We start from the raw sequence: 25,511 nt of genomic DNA, 5'->3' as shown, positions 1-25,511 counted from the left end.
ATAAAAACCAGCCAAAAGTTGATTTAGCTGGGATTTCAAATTTCTATATTTAAAATTAATTAATAATTGAGAGATAATTTTTAAGTAATAGTTATTCTTCATTCGATACTATCCAGTATTTTTCAAAATGTGGCTGTGCATTATTGCTACGGAAAATAGCACTGACTTTTGAAATAATATCTTCCTTAGTTTTTCCATTTAATTCAGCCTCTAAATCGTCAATTGAATGTGAATTAACATCAAATAATTTTTTAGCCTCAGCATCACTTTTAAATAAGACACTAGGAGATATGTTATTGAACTTCGAAAAAGTTTCAAAAATTCGTCGAATAGGATTTAACATAAAATTTGGTTTATCCTGTTGATAAAGCCATCTCAACTCTGTCCAGAGAGCATCATAACTAGTTTTTAAATCTTCATTTTGAGTTTCAATTGGGTCAATTTTACTTTTCCCATTAATCTTTTTAAGATGTAAAGTCAACTTAGTCGAAGGTGCCTTCCTCCACCAATCATATCTTACATTTAGGTAGAAATGAATATTATGAGTTAAAATAAATAACTGTCGATTATCAGATAAATTAGTTATCAAATCTTGCAAATACGATATTATTAAATATTGAGTCGTATCATCATTAGAATTCATAGGATCATCAAAAACTATAACTTGTGGCTTTTCTGACATTTTTGAAGGATTATCCAGATCTGCTAAAAACCACAAAAATGAAACTATATTTTTTTCTCCCGTACTTAATGTATCTACATCTCGTGTGCTACCATCAATATTTTTTATCATATATTGACCTTTTTGTTCACCTGATACTAACGCTAACTGAAAGGAATGGTTGCCTAGACTTCTTAATGTTTTGTTAATTCTCTCTGCAGCAATACTTTCGTCTACAGTCTGGGAAATAAGGTCATATTTTTGCTTTCTTAAAGTAAGCAAATTATTTTGATTGGTTTGCAACTCATCTGCTAATCTATTCTTTTCTATATTTAACTCGTTCAATTTGGATGACTTTTGACTATATTCGTTCTTAGATAACTCTCCATTTACCAAGTTAAGTCTCAACCTTTTTTTAGCATTTTCCTTTTTATTTGATAAATCTTGTCCAAATCGTTTGTTTTCCTCATAAACCTTATCATACTGTTTTGTAATAGATAAAAAGCTATCAGGTAACTCATAATCTATCTCAGGCATTGCTGTAAAGATATCAGATTTGCGTCTACTCAAATTCTCAATAAGGAAATCTAGAAAATAAGTATTTGATTTGGTCAACTCCAATATTGAAGTATTTAAATCTGAAATTTGGTTATGATACTCTGGATAAAAGTTAGATGGATTGATCAATTTAGTTTTGTCAATTTCATCTCTTTGATTTTTTAAACGTACGATAGCATGCAATAATCTTGACTCAAATTTCTTAACATTATCACTAAAGAAATGATTTAATTTGTCCAAACGTTGATCAGAAATTGGATTGTTGCAAAACGCACAAACATCTCCTTTATTATGATAGTTCATACCTTGTCTAACCCAGTTTTGTTCTTCAATTGTTGAAAATTCTAGTATGATACTTTTTGTTAGTTCTGTTGTGATAATTTCATTTGTAGCTTTTAAAAATCCACTTACATTAATATTTGGAAATGATTGTTTTGATTCGTTCTTAATCTCTTCTTGATTAATCAATTGTTGAAGTTGTTCTGTCTCAGTATCACTTAAGGAAACGCTAGTAACACTTTTATCAATACTTTCTATATCCTTTTTGAAGTCTCGAATATCATAATTAACTCCGGTTAAATCAGTATACGTTCTTTTTAGCTTACTAGCTGAGGATCTACAATTATCATTTATAGATTTATTTTGTTCCTCATATTCTTTTTCCTTAGCTTGATATCTAGCGTAAAGATTTTCTGGTCTGCTCTCATTAGCAATAAGTTCATTCTCTAATTCAGAAATTTCAAGATTTACCTGATCAATTTGAGGTTGTATACTTGCATTTTCTTTTCCTAACGAAATAGCGTTTAATACTGAATTTTCCGCCACAGAATCAAATCCTTGAAAAATTCGTACATCATGAGTATCGTGGAATGAATCAGATATTGTTTGAGTGATTGTTGATTTTCCTGTTCCGTTTTTTCCGTAAATGAAATTCTTTTGCTTTAATCCGCTATATGTAGTATCAATAAACCGATCTGAAGGGAGTTGCAATTCGGTAATCATTATTTCTCCTTTATTTACTTATCTACAACTGATCTACTCCACCTTCACCTGTCCATTCATCAGCATTGGTAAGAGCCAATCACGCAGTTGGGTGAGTTCTTGGTTTTCAAAAATATTGTTCTTAATCTTTTCATAAATAACATTTGCTTGTATTTCAAATTTTGACGATACTTCTTTATCAGGAACTATAACAATTTTCTCTTTTAAAAATTTGAAATGCCTAGCATATCCATAATTTGATAAATCAAAATCTTCAATCATGTGATAAAGTAATACATTTGAAATATTCTCATTATTTGAAATTAAGACTTGAGTGCCATCAGCTCCTCTGGCATAATCAAAATTTATATATTTTACAACCCTAGTGTGATCACCAAATATTACATGTCCTTTTTGAGGTTGGATTAAACCATTCTCATTATTCGTAAAACCTGAAATATATTTTTGACTCTGATCGATAACAGGTATTTTTCCTATAAATTCAATAGAATTATTTTCAATTTTTTCCGCTTTAGTAACTTTATCTAATAAGTTACCAACACTCTCCACTCCCCACCCTTCTGGGATTTCGCGTTTGAGTTCTGGGTGATAGACCATCTTTCCGCCAGATGATTTGTAGGGTTTGCCATTCGGATCTGGGAAATCAAACTGCACAAACCAGTAGTCATAGAGGGTCTTAGCCATGGCTTCCAACTCTTGGTTGATTTGGTTGTTTAAAAGAATCTTTTTATCAATTGAAGATAGTAGTTCAACTATCTTATCCTGATACTTTTTTTCAGGAACTTTGATTCTCATTTTTGATAAATAGTCAATATTTATATTATCTTGGATACTTCCACTAGCAGATTTTTGAATTTCTTTCTTAATATATTCAAAAAAATAGTAAACAAATAATTCACTACTTTTTTCAGGATTTGCATTAAATCCCACAATGCTATCTGGGAAACACATTGGATAAGATAAAATTGCTGTTTCAGCAATATTAGCCGCTATAGTGATGCAGAGTGTACCAGCTGGCCATAACTTACTTTGTTTTAACCCAAAATCATTGTAATACGAATCGTTTTTAGTTATATAGAGATTTGCAGCTTTAACGTCACCTGTTTGTACCAAAGGATATGTGCCACCTTCAAATAGTTTAGCATCATTCCTAGGTCTATGTTTCGATTTACCTCTGCTAAATGTCCCTAGTTCAGATAAACTTGTTATTTCCCAAGTAAACTCACTCATACCTAATCCCCTTCATCTGCTTCTCTATCTCCTGCTCCAAGGCATGCGATTCCTGGAAGAGGTCTGAGAGTTTGTTTTGAAAGGCGGTCATCTTAGCTTCAAACTCTTCTGCTGTGATATCTACATAGTCGATCTTGATGTCAAAGTATTGACCTGCGCTGAGAGAGTAGTTTTTCTCCTTGATTTCCTCATAAGAGACAGTGACAGAAAAGTCCTCGACGGCTTCTTTCTTGATAAAAGTCTCGATGATCTTCTGCTCTTCTTCTGGAGAGAGCACGGTCTTTTGGTTCTTGCCTTCCTTGGCCTTGGTTCCCAGGTTTGAGGCATCGATGAGGACGACATCGCCCTTATTTTTCTTATCGATAAAGAGGATAGAGACGTTGGTTCCTGTCGTCGCAAAGATATTAGACGGCATAGAGACAACACCTGCCAGCATTTGATTATCCACCAAGTGTTGACGGATGGTCTTGTCAATCCCTGACTGGGCCGTGATAAAGCCTGTCGGCAAGACAACTGCTGCTTGACCGTCTGGTTTCAGGGAGTAGATGATATGCTGAACAAAGAGCTCATAAATCGCCATCTTGTCCTTAGACTTGGCTGGAACCTTTGGCACACCTGCAAAGAAACGCTCACTGGCTTCTGGCAAGGTTTCCACTTGGTCACGCCACTCTGAAAAGTCCAGCTTGAAAGGAGGGTTAGACACGATATAATCCATCTTTTCAGGATGGCGATTAGCGATGATAGTATTTCCCTGCACGATATTGTGAATCGAATGCTGTAGTCCGTTCAAGATGAGGTTGAGACGGAGGAGATTAGATGATTTTTGCGAGATATCCTGACTATAGACAGTGGTCTTATCCACACCGATACGACTAGCCAGATTCATAAGCAAGGTTCCAGAACCTGCTGATGGGTCATAGATACGCACGTTTGAGGGTTTGTCATCTCCCACCAAGATATCCGCGATAATCTTAGCAACAGAGTGGGGTGTGTAGTACTCAGCATACTTGCCACCACCATCTTTATTGTAGTCCTTGATCATGTACTCAAAGAGGGTTGAGAAAAAGTCAAAGCCTTGTGAAAAAATGGTCTCATCAAACTTAACGCGAGCAAGAAGATTGATGATAGTCTTTGCGACTTCGTTACGTTTACTGCTATCTGAAATGGTATCCGTAATCAGACGCTCATCAAAGAGACGGATAGCTGTGTCGCCGTCTGTATGTACAGAGAAGATATCGTTATTGTCAATAGCGATTTGGTTTAGGCTATTTTCAAAAGTTTCGTAAAAAGTCGGCTCATTTTGCTGACGGTGAAGGGTTTCGATCAACTGGTCTGGCTTGAGCCAAGCGGTGCTGGTACCGATATCCTCCAAGAGCCAGTCGTAGTCTTCCTCACTCATAGCCAACAAATTTTCATAGGTGTTGGACTCATCTAGGACCTTGGCTTGATACAAAAACTTGTCGTTTAAAAATTTGTAGAGGAAGGACTGGGTGAGGAGTTTGTACTCACCCGCTTCTCCTCCTAGTCCCGCGTGGGTAAAGACAGCTTTCAAATCATCTACCAAGTCTTGGACTTGGACTTTGTATGTTTCATTCATTAGTGTTGGTATTCCTCTTCATATCCTTCAAATAGTGACTCGACGATATAATTAAAATCCTCTCTTGTCAAATTACTTGCAGATTGGTTGGTTTTCATTTCAATCCGAGCTTCTTCTCGAATCATTTTTTTGAGGAAGTCCTCGTTATCGAGCACTCCTTGGTTCTGACCAATTTTATAGTCTAGTCTTACTTTAGAACCCTTAATGACATGGTAAATAGCAGGAAAATCGCTAACCGTGGTTGAGTTAGTCACGTGCTTGTAGGAACGAGCTGCCATCTCATCTCCGTTAAAGTTCATGGTCAACCGTCTCATACGAGTATGATAGTCCTCCACAGACTTAAAGAGTTCTTCGTAGTCTTTTTGGGTTTCCTTAATATTCTCCATGGTGAAGCCTTCTTGCCCATGGATCAGGTGTTTTTTCATGATGCGCTGGAATTCTTCGTAGAGAGAGACCCACTCAGGATCCTTTTCATCACGCTGGTTTTTTATCCCACTTGCCACTCGACGTTTCAAGTCTTCCAGGTCATTAGCTGCTAGGCGGAGTTCTTCTTCTGCAATCTTGACAAAGCTAAAGCTGGTTTCAGACATGGCAAGATTTAAAAGAGTCCGGCTAGAGAAGTCATCTGGTTTATCGATCAGAGATAGTGTCAGCATCCGTCTAGAGAGGATATTGAGCAGGATTGCAATCTGAGCGATGTCAATCTGCTGGAGCAGGTGTTCGTAGCCAAGGAGGCGTGCGATATTGTAGTACTGCTTGATAGACTCCAAGGCCTTACGAAGATCGATTAACTGCTTCCTATCCTTGATATCGTTGATGGCTTGGGAGAAGTACTCTAGATTGTCCGTTGGATAGTCGATGAGGATATGCTCGGTCTTGCTCAACTCTTCAGAAATCTCTTCTGCTGACACAAAGAGAGAGCCAAAAACATTCTCGCCCTTTTCTCCTGTCAGGGTTGTATCATATTCTTGGTTGAGCTCTTCCAGATAGGCGCGATTGGTCTTGTCAAACTCCTTGGAAATATCCGCAAAGTCGATGACATAGCCAAAGAGGTAGTCCTTGTAAGGACGATTGACACGGGTTAAAGTTTGTAAGAGATTGTGTGCCTTGATCTTGCGTCCTAGATAGAGACGCTTGAGACGAGGTGCATCAAAACCTGTCAGGAGCATAGAGTAGACGATGATAAGATCAATCTTGCCTTCCTTGTAGGCATCTACCTTGTCCTTCTTCTTTTCCTTGTCTCCCTCATCATGGAGGATGAGAGCGGAAGTCAAGGTGGTTGAGCCAGCTTTGCGTCGTTCTTCTAATTGCTTTTCAAGCTCACGCGCTTGCTTGGACGAGTCACAGACAATCATGCCACCGATGGTCTGGTCATCAAATACCAAATCACGCGCACGATTAAAGTCCTCGATGATAAAGTCTAGCATAGGCTCCACATAGTGAGGATGGGCAAAGATATCTTCCTTGGATAAGTCGCCACGTTGGATTTCTTCGTTGATAGATCTGAGATTATCTTTATACGAAGTCTCGATATCTTCTCGCATCAAGCGTAGGGTAAAGCCGTCATCTATAGACTGGTTGTAGTAATATTTGTGGATATAGTCCCCAAAGATATCACGTGTAGTCGCATGACTTTCCTTGGTCTTGCCATCTTTCTTATAGGTGATCAATGGCGTTCCCGTCAATGCAATCTTAATGGCCTTGGTATCTGCCTGATAGAGATTTGGCAGGTAGGAACCACGTTCATTGTATGAACGGTGGGCTTCATCGATGAAGTAGATATTTTGACGATTGAGATCATAGCCAGAGCGGTCTGTCAGATCTGAATCATCCTTAAACTTATGAATATTGACCACAGCGACATCATAGCCATCTTGTTTTTGATTCAGTTCTTGTGGGTTATTGATGCGCTTAACCTTGAGACCTCGTTTGGTGAATTCCTTAAAGGCTTGGTCTGCCAAGTCCAAACGATCGACAACAAAGTAAAACTGAGGAACGATACCCTCTTTTGAGAAATAGTTGGTTAGATAGCGGATATTAAAGAAGGCCAAGGCAGTCTTACCTGAACCTTGGGTATGCCAGATAACCCCTTTCTTGACACCTTTTGCGATCGTTTCTTCGATAGCGCGTGTCGCAAAATACTGAGGATAGCGCATGACGTGCTTCTGCAATTGGATCTGCCCATCCTTGCTTTCTTCTTCGACATAGACCAGACCAAAACGAAGCATAAAGAGCAGACGTTCCTGCTGATATAAAGAAGTCAGGAAGGCATTGCAAGGAGTATCAGGGTTCAGGTTTGTTGTAAACTCTGGTTGAGACTTAAGGGCAAAGTGCTTCATATCTTCTAGGACAAAGTCGATTTGCTCCTCGGTTAGCGTAGTAAGGGAATGAAGGAAATCTTCTTCTCTTTCTTCCTTGAAAGCATTAAATTTGGTTTTTGAATAGGCGTTTGAACCGTAATAAGAACCCTGTTTTTGCTGACCTTGTCCACTGATATACGCTAAGTTATCAGATAAGGATATCAACTGGGTGATATTGTTAAAACGACGGAATTTACGGTTTTCAAAACGGTATCTGGTTCTGTCCTGCTCTGACTGAATTCCAGTCTTGCCATCACGAATCGCATTGGGCTGTTTCACTTCGATATAAGAAAGAGGCAGACCATTGACAAAAATAACGATATCCGGACGAAATTCATCCTGACCATTTTGACAAGTAACTTCAAGCGCCAGATGGAAGGTATTGGCTTCAGGATGCTCCCAGTCAATATAAATGGCATCTTCCTGACCTTGCAGACGTTTAAAGAAAGAACGTCCCAAATCGTTTTGATCTAGTTCCAACTTGATATTGGCTAGTTCTCTCTCAAAGTCATCCTCTGACAAGTAGTTGTTAAATTTTAAAAATTGTTTCTTAAAAACAGATACAAGAATGTTGGTATCTAGATCTCTTTCTGCAATCTCTTTCCCATTGCGAGGAAGATAGGTATAGCCCATACGCATGAGATGCAGAGCTGCTGGTATTTGTACCCTGGTTAGTTCAGAAAACTCTTTATGTCTTTTCATATATCATCCTATTTAAGCTGTGCTGCTCCGATCTTTCAATCTCAAGTTCTGGAGTTGCTTCTGCCTTCATCCCTCTATCCTTTTCCTGTACATAATCTCCTATTATTATAGCATGTTTGGGAAAGAAATTAACGCTTTCAAAGCATTTTGTTGGTTTTTCGCGTAAAAAAACGAACCTAGTCTGGTTCGTTTTTCTTAGTCTAGTTGGATTCCTTTTTCTGCTAGATTCTCCAGGCATTCTTGGAGGTAAGTAGCCTGGTGCTCGGGATAGATGGGGGTGCTCAAGGCTTCCTCTTCCAGTTCTGAATAAACTGGGCAGGTCTTGCCTCGGTAGGTCGACTCCCACCACTCTGGGCTGACCTTGTAGCCACGAGCCGTCATCTCCTCCATGATCAGGCAGTGATAGGCATAGAGGCGATAGGGCGAGTAGTCAAAGACATAGTTGACCGTCGCGTGCTTCTTGCCCCAGCCATTGCCTCGAAGGGCGCAGCATTCCCGATGTTGGCCCAGGAGCTGGGGACGAGGGAGTTTGGGAATCAAGTCTTGGTGCCAGAGTCTCATCTATTGACCTCCTAGTAGCGTCGAGTCTTGTAAGTAGCGATTAGGATAGCGTTCCAATAGCTTCTGGATCCCCTTGATCAGATCCTCTTGGCTAGCTTGCCCATGCTGGTATTTCTCAAGGAGCAGCATGAAGTCTGACTTTTCCTCTGCAGTCGTCTGCTTTTTGAAATAGCCCCAGATATGCTGAAAGGCATTAGAGACCTGGCCACGATTTTCCGGCAAGGCCAGCGCTTGCTGGATCAGGTCCTCGACGTGGCTGACCTCCACCTGGTCTTGCTTGAGGTATTCCCGGATCTCCTTGTAAATGTTGCTGGAATGACTCAGCACCAGGTATTTATTTTTCGCCCATAGGACTTGACAGTGATGTTTTTGATCCACTCTTGTCTCCTTTTGATCTTCTCTATGAATAGTCCTCCCATTATACCATGGAAATGGGTGAAGTCATAAAAAAGCGGACCAACTGGCCCGTTTTTTCTCTCCGCTTTATTGATTATAGGAAGGCTTTTAACTGTTCTATTTGGTCTTCACCTAAGGAAAGTTTCAGAGACAACATCATCCATAAGCAAAAAGCCTGAGCCAACGCTCAGACTTTTTGTTAATCAATTTCAAGACCACCAGTATAGAGGCGGTAATAAGTCCCACGTTCTGCCATCAAGGAAGCGTGGTTGCCTCGCTCGATGATGCGTCCCTTGTCCATGACCATGATCACGTCCGAGTTGACGATGGTTGAGAGACGGTGGGCGATGACAAAGACGGTCCGTCCGGCCATCAAGCGATCCATCCCCTCTTGGACCATCTTCTCTGTCCGTGAGTCGATCGAAGAGGTCGCTTCATCAAGGATCAAGACCGGCGCATTGGCCAAGGCAGCACGCGCAATGGCGATCAGCTGACGTTGACCATTGGATAGACCGGCTCCATCATCGTTCAAGACGGTATCGTAGCCTTGGTCCAAATGTTTGACGAAGGAATCCACATTGGCAATGCGGGCTGCTTCCAAGATTTCCTCCCGGGTCGCATCTGATCGACCATAGGCGATATTTTCTGCGATGGTTCCAGTGAAGAGGTGGGTATCCTGCAAGACGATCCCCAGCGAACGACGGAGCGAAGCCTTCTCGATCAGCTTCACATCGATCCCATCATAGGTGATAGATCCTGATTGGATATCGTAGAAACGGTTGATCAAGTTGGTAATGGTGGTCTTCCCTGCTCCTGTCGCGCCGACAAAGGCCACCTTTTGTCCCTTGTCTGCGTAGAGGTTGATATCGTAGAGGATTTGGTTCTTCTCATTGTAAGAGAAGTCTACATTGGTAAAGACGACATTTCCGACCAGTTTGACCAGTTCGTAGTCGCCATTTTCCCGAGGGTGTTTCCAAGCCCAGAGGTTGGTCTTCTTATCAGTGATCACCATGCGGCCATCGACCTCTTCATAGTTGACCAAGGTCACTTTCCCTTCATCCACTTCGACTTCTTCATCCAAGAGATCAAAGATCCGATCTCCCCCAGCCAGAGCCATGAGGACAAAGTTTAACTGTTGCGATACTTGGGTAATTGGTCCGTTGAAGGATCGGTTGAGCTGGAGGAAGGCCATGAGGCCACCGATGGTAAGCCCACTGATGCCATTCAAGGCGAAGATCCCTCCGACCAATGAAGTCAAAACGAAGGAGACATTTCCCAGGTTCCCCAAGACAGGCATCAAGACATTGGCATAGCGGTTGGCCTGATAAGATGATTCAAAGAGCTGGTCATTGATCCGCTCAAAGGCTTCGATGCTTTCCTCTTCGTGGACAAAGGCTTTGACTACCTTTTGACCTGACATCATCTCTTCGATAAAGCCATTTTCAATCCCTAGATTCTTTTGTTGGTCAGCGAAATAGCGACCAGACTTACCAGAGATCTCCTTGATGACATAGGCCATGACTCCGACCATCGAAAGAACGAGAAGAAAAAGGAGAGGGCTAATCATGATCATGCTGACGGCTACACCGATGATGGTGATGGCTGACTGCATGAGTTGTGGGATAGACTGCTCGATCGCTTGGCGAAGAGCATCGATGTCATTGGTGTAGATAGACATGATATCCCCGTGCTGGTGGGTATCAAAGTACTTGACAGGGAGCTTCTGCATACGAGCAAAGAGCTGGTTCCGCAGCGAGCGCAGGACATCCTGAGACACTGTCGCCATAATGAGGGAGAAGCCATAGTTGGCCAAAACTCCCACCACTCCAATCACAGCTAATGTCGATAAGAAAGTTAAGAGGGGGCCAAAATCCTTGCTTCCACTATCCAGCATGGGTTGGATGTATTGGTCCACCAAGGCTCGGATGGAGGACGTAATATAGACCGTAGAGAGGGAGGCTGTCACGATGAGGGCAGCTGCTAAGAGAAGGACGAACTTATACTGTTTCCACATATAGTCTAGCAAGCGTACGAGAGAGCCCCAGCTAGCTTTTTTCTTATTCTTCATCTGCTTGTCCTCCTTTCCCTTGGTTTTGCATGTCATAGACTTCACGGTAGATGGCATTGCTCTCGATCAAGTCTTGGTGACTACCGATCGCATCGATCTTCCCATCATTCATGACCACGATCCGATCTGCATCTTGGATAGAAGAGATCCGTTGGCCAATGATGATCTTGGTCGTGTCCTTGAGACTAGTCGCTAGACCTTGACGGATCAGACTATCCGTTTTGGTATCGACAGCTGAGGTCGAATCATCCAAGATCAAGATCTTCGGATTCATCAAGAGAGCGCGGGCGATACAGAGACGTTGGCGCTGACCACCTGAGACATTGGCACCACCACGTTCAATCATGGTATCATAGCCATCCTTAAAGTTCTGGATAAATTCATCCGCTTGAGCGATCTTACAAGCTTCTATGATTTCTTCATCCGTCGCGTTCTTATTTCCCCAGCGCATATTTTCCTTGATGGTACCAGAGAAAAGGACATTGGTCTGAAGCACCATGGCAACTTGCTTGCGCAAATAGTCCAAATCATAGTTTCGCACATCCTGACCAGCGACCTTGACGCTACCAGACTCCACATCATAGAGACGAGGGATGAGCTGGACCAGACTAGACTTACCAGAACCAGTCCCTCCAATGATTCCGATCACTTCACCCGAGCGAATGCTGAGGTTGATATCGGACAAGACATGGGCCTTGTCGCCATTTTCATCTGTGTAGGCAAAGTCCAAATGGTCGAAGGTAATCGATCCATCCGCTACTTCTGTCAGACCATTCTCCGGAGAGACGATGGTTGACTCTGTCCCAAGGACTTCATTGATCCGCTCTACAGATGCCATAGAGATCGAGAGCATCACGAAGATCATCATAAACATCATGAGGGACATAAGGATGGTCATGACATAGGCAAACATAGAGGTCAGCTCACCAGTCGTGAAGCTTCCACCCACAATGAGTTGTGCCCCAATCCAAGAAATCAAGATAAAGGAAGCATACAAGGAGAGCATCATGGCTGGACTACTCAAAATCACGATGCGAATAGCCTTCATGAACATGTTGTAGATCAAGCGAGAAGCTTTCTTAAACTTGACCGTCTCTTCTTCTTCCTTGACATAGGACTTGACCACGCGCATGTTGGTGATGTTTTCCTGGATGCTGTTGTTCAAGTTATCATAGGCATCAAAGACCTTGGTAAAGAGTGGATAGACGATCTTTGTGATCACACCTAAGACCAGCCCCAAGAAGATAGTAATCCCTACAAAGATACTAGCCATTTGCGGATTGATCAAGTAGCTGGCAACAATGGCAAAGATCAGATTGAGCGGTGCACGGACACAGATCCGGATGACCATCTGATAGGAGTTCTGCACATTGGTCACATCCGTCATCATCCGGGTTACCAGACCACCTGAGGAGAAACTATCGATGTTTTCGAAGGAGAAGGTTTGGATCTTCTTGAAGATTGCCTTCCGTAGATTCTTGGCAAATCCTGCTGATGCAAAAGCCCCGTAACGAGCCGACTGCATCCCACAGAAAAGAGAGAGAAAGGCGAAGACCAACATGAGGAGACCATAGGTAAGAACAGTGGTCATATCCCCCTTCTGAACCCCCTTGTCCAGAAGCGTCGCCATAATGAATGGAATAGAAATCTCAAACATGACCTCAAAGACCATATAGAGTGAGGCTAAAATTGAGGGTTTCTTATATTCCTTGATTTCAGCAATCAATGACTGAAGCATAGATACCTCCTAAAATACTAGTTAGTAAAGTTTTCTTTAGCAAGACGTCCATTTCCGAACAAAGAAACAGTCCCTCGGTCTGAAAGGATTGCACCTACAAAAGAAAGCTATAGAAAGAGAAAGCGCCCTGACAGCGTTACTGTAGGGACGACTTTCATTATTTATACTATTTAGTATAGAGGAATATGGGAGAAAAATCAAACATTTAGTCATCCTCTCCACAGAATATTCCGATTTGACCATCTTGAAGCCCAGTTGGCTAGAGTTCTATTTAAACTGTATTCCTATTCACTGGTACTGAGAGATACCAAGCTCAAGAAGCGATCAAAATAGGTCTTGTTCTTCTTCAAGTTTTTCTTCAATCTTTGTGCCTCTGCGACTTCATCCGTGATGATCCCATCGACCGGCCGTTGAAGATAGGCCGTTAACTTTTCTTCGTCATTGATGGTCCAGACATAGAGCTCTTTTTTCATCTCATGGGCCTGGGTTACCAAATCCTCCTGATAAGAAAAGTCTTCGATCGCAAAGAAATCGACTGAGGTGTTTTTAAATTGTCCAAATTGAATCGGAATGACATAGCCGGTCTTGATCTCCGGAGCTTTCTTCTCCACCTTTTCCATCACCGACAGATCCAAGGACATAGCTGGATAGTCCTTATCAACTCCCAACTCCTTCATCTTTTTGACGAAGAGATCCACGTAGTTTTTCGGTTCTGCACCGTGAGGCTTGAGCTCGACCAAAAGCGGCATATGCAGCTCCTTAGCCCGTGTGACAAACTCCTCAAAGGATGGGATGTGACTGGTATGACCATCTTGCTGGATCTTCAATCCCTGCACCTCAGCTAGGGTCATATCTTTGACATCCTTGTCTACTCCAGCCAAGCGTTTGAGATTGTAGTCATGCATGACGACGAATTGATTGTCCTTGGTCAAGAGGATATCCATCTCGACATAAGAAGCCTTCACCTTGGCAGCTGCCTCGAGTGCTTCGAGGGAATTTTCTACTCCCTTGGCCACATAACCACGATGGGCTACGAGTTTGATCTGGTCATTTACCTCTAAGGTCGCTAAGTCAAATGCTGCCATCCCTGACTGAGCCAAGAGGAAAAGTAAGGTCAGGACAAAGAGCCCCTTCATCTTGCGAGAGCCTCGAGTCTTGATGACCGAGCGACTTGGAGCCTCCCAGCCATTGTCCAGGATGATTCCCAAGATTCCCAGTTTAGACATGACAGAAAAGAGGAAAATGTAAAGGCGGATTAAGACCAAAAAGATGGTCTGCACCCAGATATGCTGGCCCGTTTTGTCCAGTTGACTAGACGCAAAGACAAGGCCAAGAATCAAGAGAATTCCTGTCACAGAGAGGATAAACTCAAAGGAAAAAATCCGCAGGATCAGGCGAATCCCACCTTTTCTAGTCATCTCCCAACTCTTGCGCATGGCAACGCCAAAAGGCAACTCTTCAATCACGATATTGGGCACCGTATAGATGAGACGCAGATTGAGATAGATCAGAAGCACTTGGACTAGGAAGAGGCCGATAGCCCCAGCGGTGGTCTTGCTAAACTCCCCTGTGATAAAGTTCGGAATATAGAGACCGTCCGTCAGAGTGGAGCCAATGAAGAGACCCGCTACAGGCAGAGTCAGAACCATATAAAAGAGAAAATGCAACAGGTTCCAACCGCTAAAATCCTTTAAGCGACCAAAAGACTGGCGAAAAACCTTTTTAAAAGAGAGGTGCTGATCCGTACGAGACAGATAGATCAGGGCGATCATGGTCCGCATCTCCAGCATAAAGAGAAAGGCGAAGACAATGGCAAAGAAAATCAATGCCACTAGACTCAATGGATTGGTCAAGGTCGTGAGGATATTGTTCTTGTCAATGTTGGACTCACCCGATAAGAGGAGGGCCAGTTGAAAGACCCAACTCAAGGCCGCAGCTCCTATACCAACCACAAACTGCAAAAGGATACCCACAGAGATAAAGGACCATTTGTTGCGCCAGATTAAGTAAAAGGCCCCTTTCAGGTCCTGCCAATAACTCCGTTTCATGCTGTCTCTCTTTCATTTCTTTTATTCCCCTAGAATAGCGGAAAAGCCTCTCCCTGTCAATGATTCTACAAGAAAAAGGCTGGGACAAAAGTCCTAGCCTCTCAATTATTTTTTGATTGTCGAGCAAGACGCAGTGGTTGAGTGGGCTCTACTACGCTGATTTCATCAGCTTTTACAGCCCTACTCAACTGTGCGGAGGTGGGACGACGAAATCGAATTCTAACGAATTACCGATTTCTGTCCCACTCTCTTTTCTATTTATTCAGCTAAGAGCACTTCTTTGATGGTTTGCTTTTGGAGTTTTCTGTTGGATAGATAAAAGAGGCTTTCATAAACCACAGCAAAGCCAATCAAAGTCCAGAAGCACACATTCCCATCAAAGTGATGCTCAATCTTTTCAGGAACGGTGTCTTTGATCACACCAATCAAAATTTCCATGATGCCGTATTGATAAGCCGTCCCAAGGGCAAATCCTAAATAAGCCCAAAAACGATAGGGAGCGAGAATATGACCTTGGCATTCACGATCAGTGTAGCCAAATGCCTTCATAAGAGCCAAGGTTTCGCGACTTTCAGAGACCACAATTCCCAATGACAAAAAGAGAATCGAGAAAGAAAGGATCAAGCCAATCATGATCATCATGGTTTGGATGATGTCATCTGTGTAATCCTTGAGGCCAAAGGACAATTGAACCATGGCCGCAAAACACATGGAGCCAAAGACCACAAAAAACAAGATAGATTTTCTCCCCCAAATCAGTGATGAGGACAGCTCTTTTAGGAAGGCCTTCTCTTTCTTAGGAGCCCTCTTTCTCCTTTGGGCCTTGATTGGTGTTGGAGATTTTTTCAATAAGCGAAGTGCTGGCGTTTGTAATTGTCTTCTAGCATAGCCAATCGCGAGAACCATAAAGAAGCTCGTTGGCAGGATCACCAAAGCAAGCAAAAGCTGCCAATGAAAATGAATGGTAATTCCTGGCAGGATCCCCTTTTCATTTCGAAAGTCATAAAAATGTCCCATCATGAGAAAGGAAGCAAAATAGCCAAGAAGCGCTCCAGCTCCAAAACTGAGCCCAAAGGCCCAAAACCGTTTCGCCAACTGGCCATTGTTGTATCCCAAAGCCTTTAAAATCCCTAATTGTTCCTTGTGGTCATCGACAAATTGTTTGATATAAAAACACATGAGAAGGATCGACGTCAAGGACAAGACGACCCCACTGACCATGGCCACCATCCAGGAAAGCGAAACCTGGGCATCATAGTAGGTCGTAATCATGGGATTGGTTTTAGAAATCTCCAACTGCTCGATATCCAGATAAAAATTCAAGAAGAGATTGGCCACAAAGACCGCACAAGCTCCGATGATACTGACGACAACTAATTTTCGAATATCTTTTACTGAAAACATGGCTTACCATCCAATCTCATAGGCATTCTGAGGCTGATCGTTGGTCACAACTTGGGTAATCTTGCCACTATTGACGCGAATGATGGTTCTGCCCATATCCGCAATATTTTGGTTGTGTGTCACCATGATTAAGGTAAAGCCTAGCTTTTCCTTCAACTTCCAGATATAGTCGAGAATTTTGCGCCCTGTTTCTTCATCCAGGGCCCCCGTCGGCTCATCTAAGAAAAGAATCTCTGGCTTTTTGGCCAAGGCACGGGCAATGGAGACTCTCTGCTGTTCCCCACCAGACAATTCACTTGGATACTTGTCCAGCTTATCACCAAGCCCCAAATCCTCGATAATCTGCAAAAAATCATGATTGCTTGCCAGGTCAGCTCCCATCTTTACATTCTGTCTAACCGTCAGATTCGGTAATAAATAATACTGCTGAAAAATAAAGGCTATCTTCTCACGTCTAAAGGCTGTCAATTGAGCATCAGTGAGTTGAGACAAATCCTGTCCTTGAATGAGAATATGCCCCTCATCTACCTTTTCTAATCCGGATAATACGTTTAAGAGGGTTGACTTTCCTGATCCAGAAGGACCTAGGATAACCACATCATCCTGGTCTTGAATCTGCAAATCAATCCCTTTTAAAACCTTGGTTTGACCGTAACTTTTGTGAACATTTTCTAGTTGAATCATTTCTTTCCTACCATTTCTTTGATGAGAGATTGACAAACTTCTGTCAATAAACCAATCACTTCTTCCATGCTGAACTGATAAATACCAGAAGCAACCATAGAGGCCATTCCGTGTGAGTAGATAAATAAATGCTGGTACAGGCGACTAGCCTCCTCTAACGTCAAAGGATAGTCTGCGACAATCGAATCCAGAACTAATTGGTAACTATGATCCTTCATGGGAAGAAAATCTTGAAAGCGACGAATCGGATCTTTGCTAGGATTTTGGAAAAGCAATTGAAAGAGTTGGGGCTCTTTTGAGGCGAACAGGATATAAGCAATCCCTACAGAACGGAAGGGCTTCTCATCTTCTAAAGCCTTTCGTATATACTCCACCACTACCATTTCCGCAGCAACAACAACCTCTGCTTGTAACTCAGCCATATTAGCAAATTGCCCAAAAATGACCCTTGGCGTGGCTCCCAGTTTCTCTGCTAAAGCTCGAGCCGTCAAACTAGCCAGGCCCTCTTCTCTCACCAATTGTAAAGCCGTCCCAATGATAGTCTCTTTACTAAATTTAACCTTTGGTGGCATAAGACTCCTTTCGCGCAACAGTTGTTACGCAACATATGTTGCATAAAGAATACCATAACAAATTAAGACTTGTCAAGAAAAATCTGTAAAATATAAAACAAAAAACCAGCCCACTGATAGGAGTGGAGTCTGGTTTACTAACAAGATTCTAAGGCAAATCATTGCCCGCCGCCAAGTAGATTTGGTACCATTCCTTGCGGGTTAGGGTCACTGTTGCTGCTTTCCCCGCTTCAAGGACATGCTGGGGTTTGGTCGTTCCGATGACTGCCTGTATCTTACCCGGATAGCGGAGGACCCAAGCAAGGGCGATAGCTGTCGGAGTGACCTGATATTTCTTCGCCAAGTCATTGAGGACATGATTGAGGGCCGCAAACTCTTCCTTGCCGACAAAGTTCCCCTTAAAATAGCCATGCTGGAGGACAGACCAGGCTTGAATCACCGTATCATTTAAGCGACAATACTCAAAGACGCTGCCATCTCGCATGGCTGCTTTAGGCCCTTCCATATTGACATGAAAACCAGCTTCAAAGCTCGGTGTAAAGGCGGCACTCAACTGCAACTGGTTAACCTTGAGAGGTTGTTTGACTGCCGTTTTGAGCAATTCCATCATCATGGGATTTTGATTGGACACCCCAAAATGACGGACCTTGCCCGCTTGCTCCAAGTGATCAAACGCTGCCGCCACTTCTTCCGGCTCCATGAGGGCATCCGGTCGGTGAAGGAGGAGACTGTCTAAGCGCTCGATCTGCAGACGATTGAGAATACCATCAACGGAATCCAAAATATAATCTTTGGAAAAATCAAAATAGGTAAAGCCGTCTTTGCGAATGCCACACTTGGACTGAATCCACATCTGGTCCCGAAGATCCGGACGACGCTTGAGAACCTTCCCCAGCAGGACCTCACACTGGCCATCGCCATAGATGTCCGCCAGATCAAAAGTGTTGATCCCAATCGACAAGGCCGCCTCCACCAAGGCCTCCACTTCATCTTCACTCAACTGACTGATCCGCATCATCCCAAGGACAATCGTGGACAGACGCTCATTTTCAGCAAACTCAATATAGTTCATGTCCGCCTCCTTTTCATTCTTCCTTCATTATAAAGGAAAGAAGATCAAACAGCAATGATTTCACAAAGTAAAACACCTTCAGCATCTACTGAAGGTGTCTCTTTTAACGATAGCTCAAGGCTTTTTTAACTGTTTTGACCAAGCCTAGGTCATCCGTTTGTAAGATGAGGCTAGAATAGATTTTTCCAATGATCATGGTGCCGAGGAGCGTGAAGGCCAAGGCGATTCCGAATGAACCCCATGATTCAAGTCCACTTGCATAGCCATTGATCGTACGGAATGGCATGAAGAAGGTTGAAATGAATGGAACGTAAGATCCAATCTTCAATAGTGGGACATCTCCTGCGCTACCCAAGGTAGTCACTCCAAAGAATCCAACCATCACCAACATCATCAGAGGAGAGAGGGCCTTCCCTGTATCTTCTGGACGAGCAACTGTTGAACCTAGGAAAGCTGAGAGTACCACGTACATGAAGATTCCAAGAATGATAAAGAAGAAGGTATTCAAGGAAATGGATTGTCCAATATGTTGAGTAATAGGAGAGTCTGGAGATAAAACATCTTTCACAAGCGGAATGGAATCTCTAAAGATCCAAACGCCTCCCAAACCTACTGCATAGATACCAATATGGGTAAAAATCACTCCGAATAGACCAATCATACGAGCATAGAAATAGTGAGTTGCGCGAATGCTTGAGAAGACCACTTCCATGATCTTGGTTCCTTTTTCACTGGCTACCTCTTGGGCAGTGATACTTGAATAAAAGATTAGAATCATGTAGAGAAGAAAACCGATTCCTCCAGCTACCATGGTCTGCACCATTTTCAATCCTTCTTTTTTCTCATCAATTTTTTCAGTCAATGAGACCTGTTGAGAAAGGGCTGTTAACTGCTCCTGGCTTAAGTCTGCCTTAGAAACATTGAGCATTTGTTGCACCTGACTCAATTTTGCCATGACGATTGATTTGAAATCTGGCTTCATGGCATCCTCACTCTGGTAGCGAGCCTCTAGCTGGCCATCCTTTTCTTCAACTGTGAGGATTCCCTTGATTTCTTCCTCTTTCATGGCCTTTTTAGCTGCTGCTTCGTCCTTATAGTCAAAGGTCAAGCCATCGGTGTCTTTCAATCCTTCCTTGACAGGAGCTTGATCTGTAATCAAGGCGATGTTGCTTTTAGCAGAGGTAGAAGAGCCAACGAAGTAGTTTATTCCAATCGTCAATCCAATGAAGAGAAAGGGAGAAAGAACCATCAGGAAAAAGCTCCATGATTTCACTTGGCGTAAATAAGTTTCTTTGATAACAATCAGCATCTGTTTCATACTTCTACTCCTGATTCTAATTTAAAGATTTCATCAATGGTTGGGGCTTGTTGGTCAAAGGTTGCTAGATAGCGACCCTTGGTCAACTGGTCAAAGAGGTCTGGACCTGCTGTCTCATCATCCAATACCAACTTCCATAGACCTTGCTTGGTCATAGTCACTTTAGTCACATGAGGCAAGGCTTCCAACTCCTCTTTACTGAAGTCATTGGATACGAAGAGACGAGTCTTGCCAAAGCTATTACGAACTTCTTGTACGGGACCTGAGAGAATCACTGATCCATCACGGATCATGACCAACTCATCACAGAGTTCTTCTACATTGGTCATGACATGGTCTGAGAAGATAATAGTTGCACCGCGTTCTTTTTCTTCAAAGATGACCTGCTTGAGGACTTCTGTATTAACAGGATCCAGTCCACTAAAAGGCTCATCTAGGATGATCAATTTCGGCTCATGGATCATGGTAATGATCAATTGCACCTTTTGTTGATTCCCTTTTGAGAGGCTCTTGATCTTATCGGTTAATTTTCCTTTTACTTGGAGTTTTTCCATCCAGATTGGAAGTTTCTCCTTGACCTCAGCTGTTGACATGCCTTTGAGATTGGCAAGGTAACGAACTTGCTCATAGATGGTCAACTTAGGCATGAGGCTCCGCTCTTCTGGCAGGTAACCAATTTCCTTATAGGTTTCCTGACTGATTGCTTGGCCATCCAATTGGATATCTCCGCTGTAGTCAAGGAAGCGGAGGATACTATGGAAGATGGTAGTCTTCCCTGCTCCGTTCTTCCCGATCAAACCTAAGATGGATCCTTTTTTCGCAGTCAAGTCAATTCCGAACAAGACTTGCTTCTTGCCAAAACTCTTTTCTAAATTTCTGATTTCTAACATAGAAAACTCCTCTACTCTTTATAATAACGTTTGGTAATCTTGTACTGAGAGACCAAGATATAGACATAAATCAGTGATACAACTACTAATGCTAACAAGATATCTGCCTGGAAAGTAATGCCAACTAAGAATATCACCATCAAGGAAATCGGTAAGACATAATTGCTTAACTTGAAGACAATATCGTAATTCTCCTCATAGCAAATTTGTTTCTCTGCCTCATCCATCATGCTCATTATTAATTCACGGACTTCTGCCCCACTAGCATTGCGTGGGATTGCTTTTCCATAAATCTGTTTGAAGGTTTTTCGAAACTGATGTTCAAGCCCAAAAGTAAGAAGGAGCAAGACAAGGAAAATAAGCGGGATGGTGTATTTCCCAAAAACACCTGTTAGTTTTTCTTCATAGACTAGTTTTTGGCAAGAAAAGTAAATCACTAATAGATAAGGAACAATCATGACGCCTTTGAGAATCGTGGCCATGTCATATATTCTTCTCGTTTGGCTTTCATAACGGTAGGCTTCGTCTTCATCTTCTGTCTCCTCCATCATCTGATAAGACTGGCGGGACAACAAGAGATAAGTAGACGCAATTCCGAAGCTCACCAGATATAAAATGATTGACCCTATATAGAGCATATCTCGATCAAATAGCTTTTGGAATTCAATAGGATGGTCTGAACCAAAAAAACCTATCAAAAAGCCAATGATTAATCCTGAAAGGATCCAGGCCATATTTCTCCAAAAACGAAAACGGGCTGACCTTTCTTTATACTTCTTTTTCACTTTTATTCTTCTCCCTCTACTAGACTAAAAACATTCTCCACCGGTTCCTTGAAAATTTGGGCGATGGTGATAGCAATGATAACCGAAGGGGTGTATTCCCCTCGCTCCAAGAGACTGATGGACTGGCGCGAGACCCCTGCTAGCTTAGCTAGCTCGGATTGGTTGAGCCCATCACGCGCCCTCAGCTCTTTCAGTCGATTTTTTAAGATCATGGCTTTCGCCCCCTTATAGTTGAATACCTTGAATATCTTCGATGCGAACTAATTTGAATTCCTTCTCTTTTTTCTTATTCTCACGGCTCAATTTGACCCAATCTTCATCGATATCCGTAATTTCATATTCGGTTCCAAAACCATTCACTGTAACCGTGACCGTTTGGCCTTTCAATTCTTCTAAAAGTCTAGACATGTCTTGATTTCCTTTCACCTGTTTTTCTAATCTTTTGATGCGCTTGTTCAACCTTTTAATCTTCTTTTCTGAGCTTGTATAAAATATAACCAGAAAAGGGATAATGAGAATCCAAATGGCGTCCATAACAACTCCTCTTCTTCTTTCAACTGAAATCATTGTAACACTTCTTTTTCTTTTTGACAAGTATATTTTTCAAAAAAATAAAAATATTTGTCAAAAATAGAAAGATGTTTGACACAGATATTTTGAGTACTTAAAGGAATTTCTCTATTTTAATAGGGTTTCAAGGCCTATAACTTGCAAATCCTGTAAGAAAAAAACAGCTGAGAAATTCTCAACTGTTTCATCTTTTTACAATTTAACGCACTTCTGCGTCTACTTTTTCTTCAAGTGATGCTTGGATTTTTTCCATGTAGCGTGCGACTTCTTCGTCGGTCAAGCTATCTTCTGGATTTTGGAAGGTCAAGCTATAAGCCATGGACTTCATTCCGATACCCAGTTTTTCACCTGAGAAGACGTCAAAGAGTTTGATATCTGTCAAACGTTTCACGCCTGCAGCTTGGATGGCATCGACCACTTCTTGGTGAGTCACTTCTTCTTTGAGGAGAAGGGCGATATCACGGCTGACTGCTGGGAACTTCGTAATTTCCACAAATGGAGCGGCTGGTTGAAGAGCTGCTTCGATAGCTGAAAGGTTAAGCTCAGCTACATAAGTTTCTGGAATATCATAAGCCTTAGCCGTCACAGGGTGTACTTGACCGAGGAAACCAAGAACTTGATCCCCGAGTGAAATCAAGGCTGTACGTCCTGGATGGAGGCTAGCGATTTCAGAGGTTGCTGTATAAGTCACTTCAAGACCTAAGCGAGCAAAGAGAGCTTCCAATATTCCCTTAGCATAGAAGAAATCAACTGGTGTTGCTGTATTTTGGAAGTCTTTTTCAGCGACTAAACCTGTCAAAGCAAAGGCAAAGCTGTTGATTTCGTTTGGCAAGTCTTCTTTTGGATTACCCGTTTGCTCGAAGACTTTTCCAATCTCATAAAGAGCCAAGTTTTTGTTCTTACGCGCAACGTTGTAGGCAACTGTATCCAAAATACCTGAAACCATATTTTGACGGAGAACTGAACGTTCCACAGTCATTGGCCACATAAGTTCTGTTAGGTTGCTTGGTGCAGTCGTAAATTCAACGGCTTTTTCAGGAGTTGTCAGAGCGTAGGTAATGATTTCAGTCAAGCCTGCCCCTTCAGCAATCGTCCGAACTTGGCGACGGAGTTTTTGTGTCGCAGTCAATTCACCTGCTGTCCCATCGTCTTTTGGAAGACTGGTTGGCAAGCGGTCATAACCATAGATACGAGCGATTTCTTCAAATAGATCCGCTTCGATGGTAATATCCCAACGACGGCGTGGTACGCTGACAGTGAAGGCTTCTGCATTTCCAGAAAGACCAAAACCAAGACGACGGAAGACATCTTCGACATCTGCGTAGGAAAGCTCTGTCCCAAGGACACGGTTGACGTCTGCAAGGGTTGAAGAAACTTCTACATCTGAAGTATCAAGCTGGCCTGCTGAAACGATGCCCTTACGCACGGTTGCACCTGCAAGCTCTGCTATCATGCTTGCTGCCGCATCAAGAGCTTCATTGACTGCTGCCACATTGATGCCTTTTTCAAAACGAGAAGATGATTCAGAACGAAGGTTGAGACGACCGCTGGTCTTGCGGATAGATTTGCCATTGAAGACAGCGGCTTCAAGGACGACACGACTAGAGTTTTCAGAGATTTCCGTCGCTTGTCCACCCATAACACCTGCAAGGGCTACTGGTTTGTCTGCAACCGTAATCACTAAGTCAGTTACTTCCAAGTCACGTTCTTCCCCATCCAAGGTCACCAATTTCTCACCAGCACGCGCTTCACGCACACGGATGTCGTTTCCTTCAAAGGTATCCAAGTCAAAGGCATGCATAGGCTGACCAAAGTAAAGCAGGATATAGTTGGTCACGTCGACGACATTGTTAATCGGACGAATGCCTTCATTCATGAGAAGGTTTTGCAACCATTGTGGACTTGGTGCGATGGTCACATTGTCCAAGATACGAGCAGCATAGTATGGCGCCTTGTCTGTGTCAATGCTGACAGAAAGAGCGTCTGCTGCAGCTTGGTCTGTTTCAGTCAAAGCAAAGTCTTTGAAATTGACTGCCTTGTCATAAATCGCTGCTACTTCGTGCGCTACCCCACGCATAGAAAGAGCGTCTGCACGGTTAGGCGTGATGGAAAGTTCGATGATTTCATCATCCAAGTCTAGGTAAGAGAATACTTCCTCACCTGGTACTGCATCATCCGGCAAGATTTGGATGCCATCTGCAAATTCCTTAGGTACAACGGAATCAGAAATGCCCAATTCACCAAGTGAACAGATCATCCCTAGTGACTCTAAGCCACGGATTTTCCCTTTTTTAATCTTGTAGTTATCCGCGATGCGAGCACCTGGAAGAGCCACCATAACCTTGATTCCTGCACGCACATTTGGTGCTCCACAGACGATTTGACGAGCTTCTTCTTCGCCCACATTGACTTGGCAAACATGAAGATGAGTTTCTGGCACATCTTCGCAAGACAAGACTTCTCCGACGACAATTTTTGAGAGGCCAGCAGCTGGTGATTCGACACCTTCTACTTCAATCCCTGTGGTTGACATTTTTTCAGCCAACTCTTGTGATGGCACATCAATGTCCACCAATTCTTTTAACCATTTATAACTAACTAACATATGTAAGATACCAAGGGCTAAGCAGAAATCTAGATATCTTTCCTAGATCTCCATCCACCCTCGTTTTGATCCTTTCATTTTGTGTTTTCCAGCTCGAGGCTAGCTTAGGAAGGTCTAATAACCTCCCCTTCTCTAGAATGGAAGCTTCCAATTCTGAGACTTCTTGTCCATTCTAGATCAATTTCTTTCTCAACAACCAGTCTGTATCCACGGTATCTCCGGTAACATACTGGTGTTCACTAAATCGTTCAAAACCAAAGCGATAGTAAAAATCTTGCGCCTTAAAGTTGCGTTCCCAGACACCTAGCCAGGCCCACTCAAAGCCCCGGCTCTTGGCTTGATCCAGCGCAAAGATAAACATTTCCTTGCCAAAACCAGCCCCATGAAATTCCTTTTTGACATAGATCCGTTGGATCTCAAAGGACTTGTCCATCTCTACTGGCTCCGTCTGTGCTTGCCCCCAATTGATCTTGAGAAAACCACAGATTTCTTGTTCTTCATTGAGGACAAAATAGATTTCAGATTCTGGATCTAGCAGATCCTTCTCGATTTGCTCCAAAGAGAGCACGGTAGAGAAGTACTCTTCCAAGTCTTCCTCAACAATATAGGGACCAAAGGTCTCCCGATAGGTTTCCACCTCTAGGTCACGTAAGGTCTGTAATTGATCGATTTTTACTCTAACTAACATGA

The 25,511-nt window shown here is 42.7% G+C and carries 20 protein-coding genes; all 20 read right to left on the bottom strand.

The features are described from left to right. Nucleotides 1–91: 91 nt before the first annotated feature. Nucleotides 92–2,221: an AAA family ATPase gene (locus AC3E6G_RS02650; protein WP_490700400.1), complete on the bottom strand. Its 2,130-nt coding sequence runs from the start codon at nucleotides 2,219–2,221 to the stop codon at nucleotides 92–94. Between the two features lie 33 nt (nucleotides 2,222–2,254). Next, nucleotides 2,255–3,451, bottom strand: coding sequence for a restriction endonuclease subunit S (locus tag AC3E6G_RS02645; RefSeq protein ID WP_490700399.1), 1,197 nt, complete (start codon nucleotides 3,449–3,451; stop codon nucleotides 2,255–2,257). Next, the gene (locus AC3E6G_RS02640; RefSeq protein ID WP_490700398.1) at nucleotides 3,444–5,048 is read right to left on the bottom strand and encodes an HsdM family class I SAM-dependent methyltransferase; all 1,605 of its coding nucleotides are present in this window, start codon (nucleotides 5,046–5,048) and stop codon (nucleotides 3,444–3,446) included. Before AC3E6G_RS02640 ends, AC3E6G_RS02645 begins: the two co-directional genes overlap by 8 nt. Next, a complete protein-coding gene (locus tag AC3E6G_RS02635; RefSeq protein ID WP_490700397.1) occupies nucleotides 5,048–8,110 on the bottom strand; it encodes a type I restriction endonuclease in 3,063 nt (1,020 codons plus the stop codon). Before AC3E6G_RS02635 ends, AC3E6G_RS02640 begins: the two co-directional genes overlap by 1 nt. 195 nt (nucleotides 8,111–8,305) lie before the next feature. Continuing rightward, nucleotides 8,306–8,671, bottom strand: a complete 366-nt coding sequence (locus AC3E6G_RS02630) for a TIGR02328 family protein (protein WP_490700396.1) — start codon at nucleotides 8,669–8,671, stop codon at nucleotides 8,306–8,308. Beyond that, entirely contained in the window at nucleotides 8,672–9,049 is a 378-nt protein-coding gene (locus AC3E6G_RS02625) for a YbgA family protein (RefSeq protein WP_490700395.1), read from the bottom strand. Nucleotides 9,050–9,266: 217 nt separating this feature from the next. Further along, on the bottom strand, nucleotides 9,267–11,135 hold the full coding sequence (locus AC3E6G_RS02620) for an ABC transporter ATP-binding protein (protein WP_490700394.1): 1,869 nt from the start codon (nucleotides 11,133–11,135) through the stop codon (nucleotides 9,267–9,269). After that, nucleotides 11,125–12,873: an ABC transporter ATP-binding protein gene (locus AC3E6G_RS02615; protein WP_490700393.1), complete on the bottom strand. Its 1,749-nt coding sequence runs from the start codon at nucleotides 12,871–12,873 to the stop codon at nucleotides 11,125–11,127. Before AC3E6G_RS02615 ends, AC3E6G_RS02620 begins: the two co-directional genes overlap by 11 nt. 284 nt (nucleotides 12,874–13,157) lie before the next feature. Beyond that, a complete protein-coding gene (locus AC3E6G_RS02610; protein WP_490700392.1) occupies nucleotides 13,158–14,921 on the bottom strand; it encodes a glycerophosphoryl diester phosphodiesterase membrane domain-containing protein in 1,764 nt (587 codons plus the stop codon). A gap of 258 nt (nucleotides 14,922–15,179) precedes the next feature. Then, a complete protein-coding gene (locus AC3E6G_RS02605) occupies nucleotides 15,180–16,325 on the bottom strand; it encodes an FtsX-like permease family protein (protein ID WP_490700391.1) in 1,146 nt (381 codons plus the stop codon). A 3-nt stretch (nucleotides 16,326–16,328) separates the two neighbouring features. Continuing rightward, nucleotides 16,329–17,009, bottom strand: a complete 681-nt coding sequence (locus AC3E6G_RS02600; RefSeq protein WP_414325822.1) for an ABC transporter ATP-binding protein — start codon at nucleotides 17,007–17,009, stop codon at nucleotides 16,329–16,331. Continuing rightward, nucleotides 17,006–17,581 (bottom strand): TetR/AcrR family transcriptional regulator, encoded by a 576-nt coding sequence (locus tag AC3E6G_RS02595; protein WP_490700390.1) that lies wholly within the window; start codon nucleotides 17,579–17,581, stop codon nucleotides 17,006–17,008. Before AC3E6G_RS02595 ends, AC3E6G_RS02600 begins: the two co-directional genes overlap by 4 nt. 148 nt (nucleotides 17,582–17,729) lie before the next feature. After that, nucleotides 17,730–18,653: an aldo/keto reductase gene (locus AC3E6G_RS02590; protein ID WP_490700389.1), complete on the bottom strand. Its 924-nt coding sequence runs from the start codon at nucleotides 18,651–18,653 to the stop codon at nucleotides 17,730–17,732. A gap of 103 nt (nucleotides 18,654–18,756) precedes the next feature. After that, on the bottom strand, nucleotides 18,757–19,971 hold the full coding sequence (locus AC3E6G_RS02585; protein ID WP_490700388.1) for an ABC transporter permease: 1,215 nt from the start codon (nucleotides 19,969–19,971) through the stop codon (nucleotides 18,757–18,759). Further along, nucleotides 19,968–20,861: an ABC transporter ATP-binding protein gene (locus tag AC3E6G_RS02580; protein ID WP_490700387.1), complete on the bottom strand. Its 894-nt coding sequence runs from the start codon at nucleotides 20,859–20,861 to the stop codon at nucleotides 19,968–19,970. The genes AC3E6G_RS02585 and AC3E6G_RS02580 overlap by 4 nt, the downstream gene beginning before the upstream one ends. Nucleotides 20,862–20,872: 11 nt before the next feature. Further along, entirely contained in the window at nucleotides 20,873–21,595 is a 723-nt protein-coding gene (locus tag AC3E6G_RS02575) for a DUF3169 family protein (protein ID WP_490700386.1), read from the bottom strand. Nucleotides 21,596–21,648: 53 nt separating this feature from the next. Next, nucleotides 21,649–21,858 (bottom strand): helix-turn-helix transcriptional regulator, encoded by a 210-nt coding sequence (locus AC3E6G_RS02570; protein ID WP_003002675.1) that lies wholly within the window; start codon nucleotides 21,856–21,858, stop codon nucleotides 21,649–21,651. Between the two features lie 13 nt (nucleotides 21,859–21,871). Then, nucleotides 21,872–22,180, bottom strand: a complete 309-nt coding sequence (locus AC3E6G_RS02565; protein WP_048789197.1) for a hypothetical protein — start codon at nucleotides 22,178–22,180, stop codon at nucleotides 21,872–21,874. Between the two features lie 235 nt (nucleotides 22,181–22,415). Continuing rightward, nucleotides 22,416–24,821: a phenylalanine--tRNA ligase subunit beta gene (pheT, locus tag AC3E6G_RS02560; RefSeq protein ID WP_490700385.1), complete on the bottom strand. Its 2,406-nt coding sequence runs from the start codon at nucleotides 24,819–24,821 to the stop codon at nucleotides 22,416–22,418. Nucleotides 24,822–24,993: 172 nt separating this feature from the next. Beyond that, the gene (locus tag AC3E6G_RS02555; protein ID WP_048691034.1) at nucleotides 24,994–25,509 is read right to left on the bottom strand and encodes a GNAT family N-acetyltransferase; all 516 of its coding nucleotides are present in this window, start codon (nucleotides 25,507–25,509) and stop codon (nucleotides 24,994–24,996) included. Nucleotides 25,510–25,511 lie beyond the last annotated feature (2 nt).

This window comes from Streptococcus sp. SCPM-O-B-23252 (M501) (genome assembly GCF_058200355.1).
Note: the sequence above shows the minus strand (reverse complement) of the source record. Positions and strands in the feature narration are given on the sequence as shown.

Coding starts and splice junctions, on each gene's coding strand:
- AC3E6G_RS02650 (WP_490700400.1), bottom strand. CDS start 2,221: ATGATTACCGAATTGCAACTCCCTTCAGATCGGTTTATTGATACTACA.
- AC3E6G_RS02645 (WP_490700399.1), bottom strand. CDS start 3,451: ATGAGTGAGTTTACTTGGGAAATAACAAGTTTATCTGAACTAGGGACA.
- AC3E6G_RS02640 (WP_490700398.1), bottom strand. CDS start 5,048: ATGAATGAAACATACAAAGTCCAAGTCCAAGACTTGGTAGATGATTTG.
- AC3E6G_RS02635 (WP_490700397.1), bottom strand. CDS start 8,110: ATGAAAAGACATAAAGAGTTTTCTGAACTAACCAGGGTACAAATACCA.
- AC3E6G_RS02630 (WP_490700396.1), bottom strand. CDS start 8,671: ATGAGACTCTGGCACCAAGACTTGATTCCCAAACTCCCTCGTCCCCAG.
- AC3E6G_RS02620 (WP_490700394.1), bottom strand. CDS start 11,135: ATGAAGAATAAGAAAAAAGCTAGCTGGGGCTCTCTCGTACGCTTGCTA.
- AC3E6G_RS02615 (WP_490700393.1), bottom strand. CDS start 12,873: ATGCTTCAGTCATTGATTGCTGAAATCAAGGAATATAAGAAACCCTCA.
- AC3E6G_RS02610 (WP_490700392.1), bottom strand. CDS start 14,921: ATGAAACGGAGTTATTGGCAGGACCTGAAAGGGGCCTTTTACTTAATC.
- AC3E6G_RS02605 (WP_490700391.1), bottom strand. CDS start 16,325: ATGTTTTCAGTAAAAGATATTCGAAAATTAGTTGTCGTCAGTATCATC.
- AC3E6G_RS02600 (WP_414325822.1), bottom strand. CDS start 17,009: ATGATTCAACTAGAAAATGTTCACAAAAGTTACGGTCAAACCAAGGTT.
- AC3E6G_RS02595 (WP_490700390.1), bottom strand. CDS start 17,581: ATGCCACCAAAGGTTAAATTTAGTAAAGAGACTATCATTGGGACGGCT.
- AC3E6G_RS02590 (WP_490700389.1), bottom strand. CDS start 18,653: ATGAACTATATTGAGTTTGCTGAAAATGAGCGTCTGTCCACGATTGTC.
- AC3E6G_RS02585 (WP_490700388.1), bottom strand. CDS start 19,971: ATGAAACAGATGCTGATTGTTATCAAAGAAACTTATTTACGCCAAGTG.
- AC3E6G_RS02580 (WP_490700387.1), bottom strand. CDS start 20,861: ATGTTAGAAATCAGAAATTTAGAAAAGAGTTTTGGCAAGAAGCAAGTC.
- AC3E6G_RS02575 (WP_490700386.1), bottom strand. CDS start 21,595: ATGGCCTGGATCCTTTCAGGATTAATCATTGGCTTTTTGATAGGTTTT.
- AC3E6G_RS02570 (WP_003002675.1), bottom strand. CDS start 21,858: ATGATCTTAAAAAATCGACTGAAAGAGCTGAGGGCGCGTGATGGGCTC.
- AC3E6G_RS02565 (WP_048789197.1), bottom strand. CDS start 22,180: ATGGACGCCATTTGGATTCTCATTATCCCTTTTCTGGTTATATTTTAT.
- pheT (WP_490700385.1), bottom strand. CDS start 24,821: ATGTTAGTTAGTTATAAATGGTTAAAAGAATTGGTGGACATTGATGTG.
- AC3E6G_RS02555 (WP_048691034.1), bottom strand. CDS start 25,509: ATGTTAGTTAGAGTAAAAATCGATCAATTACAGACCTTACGTGACCTA.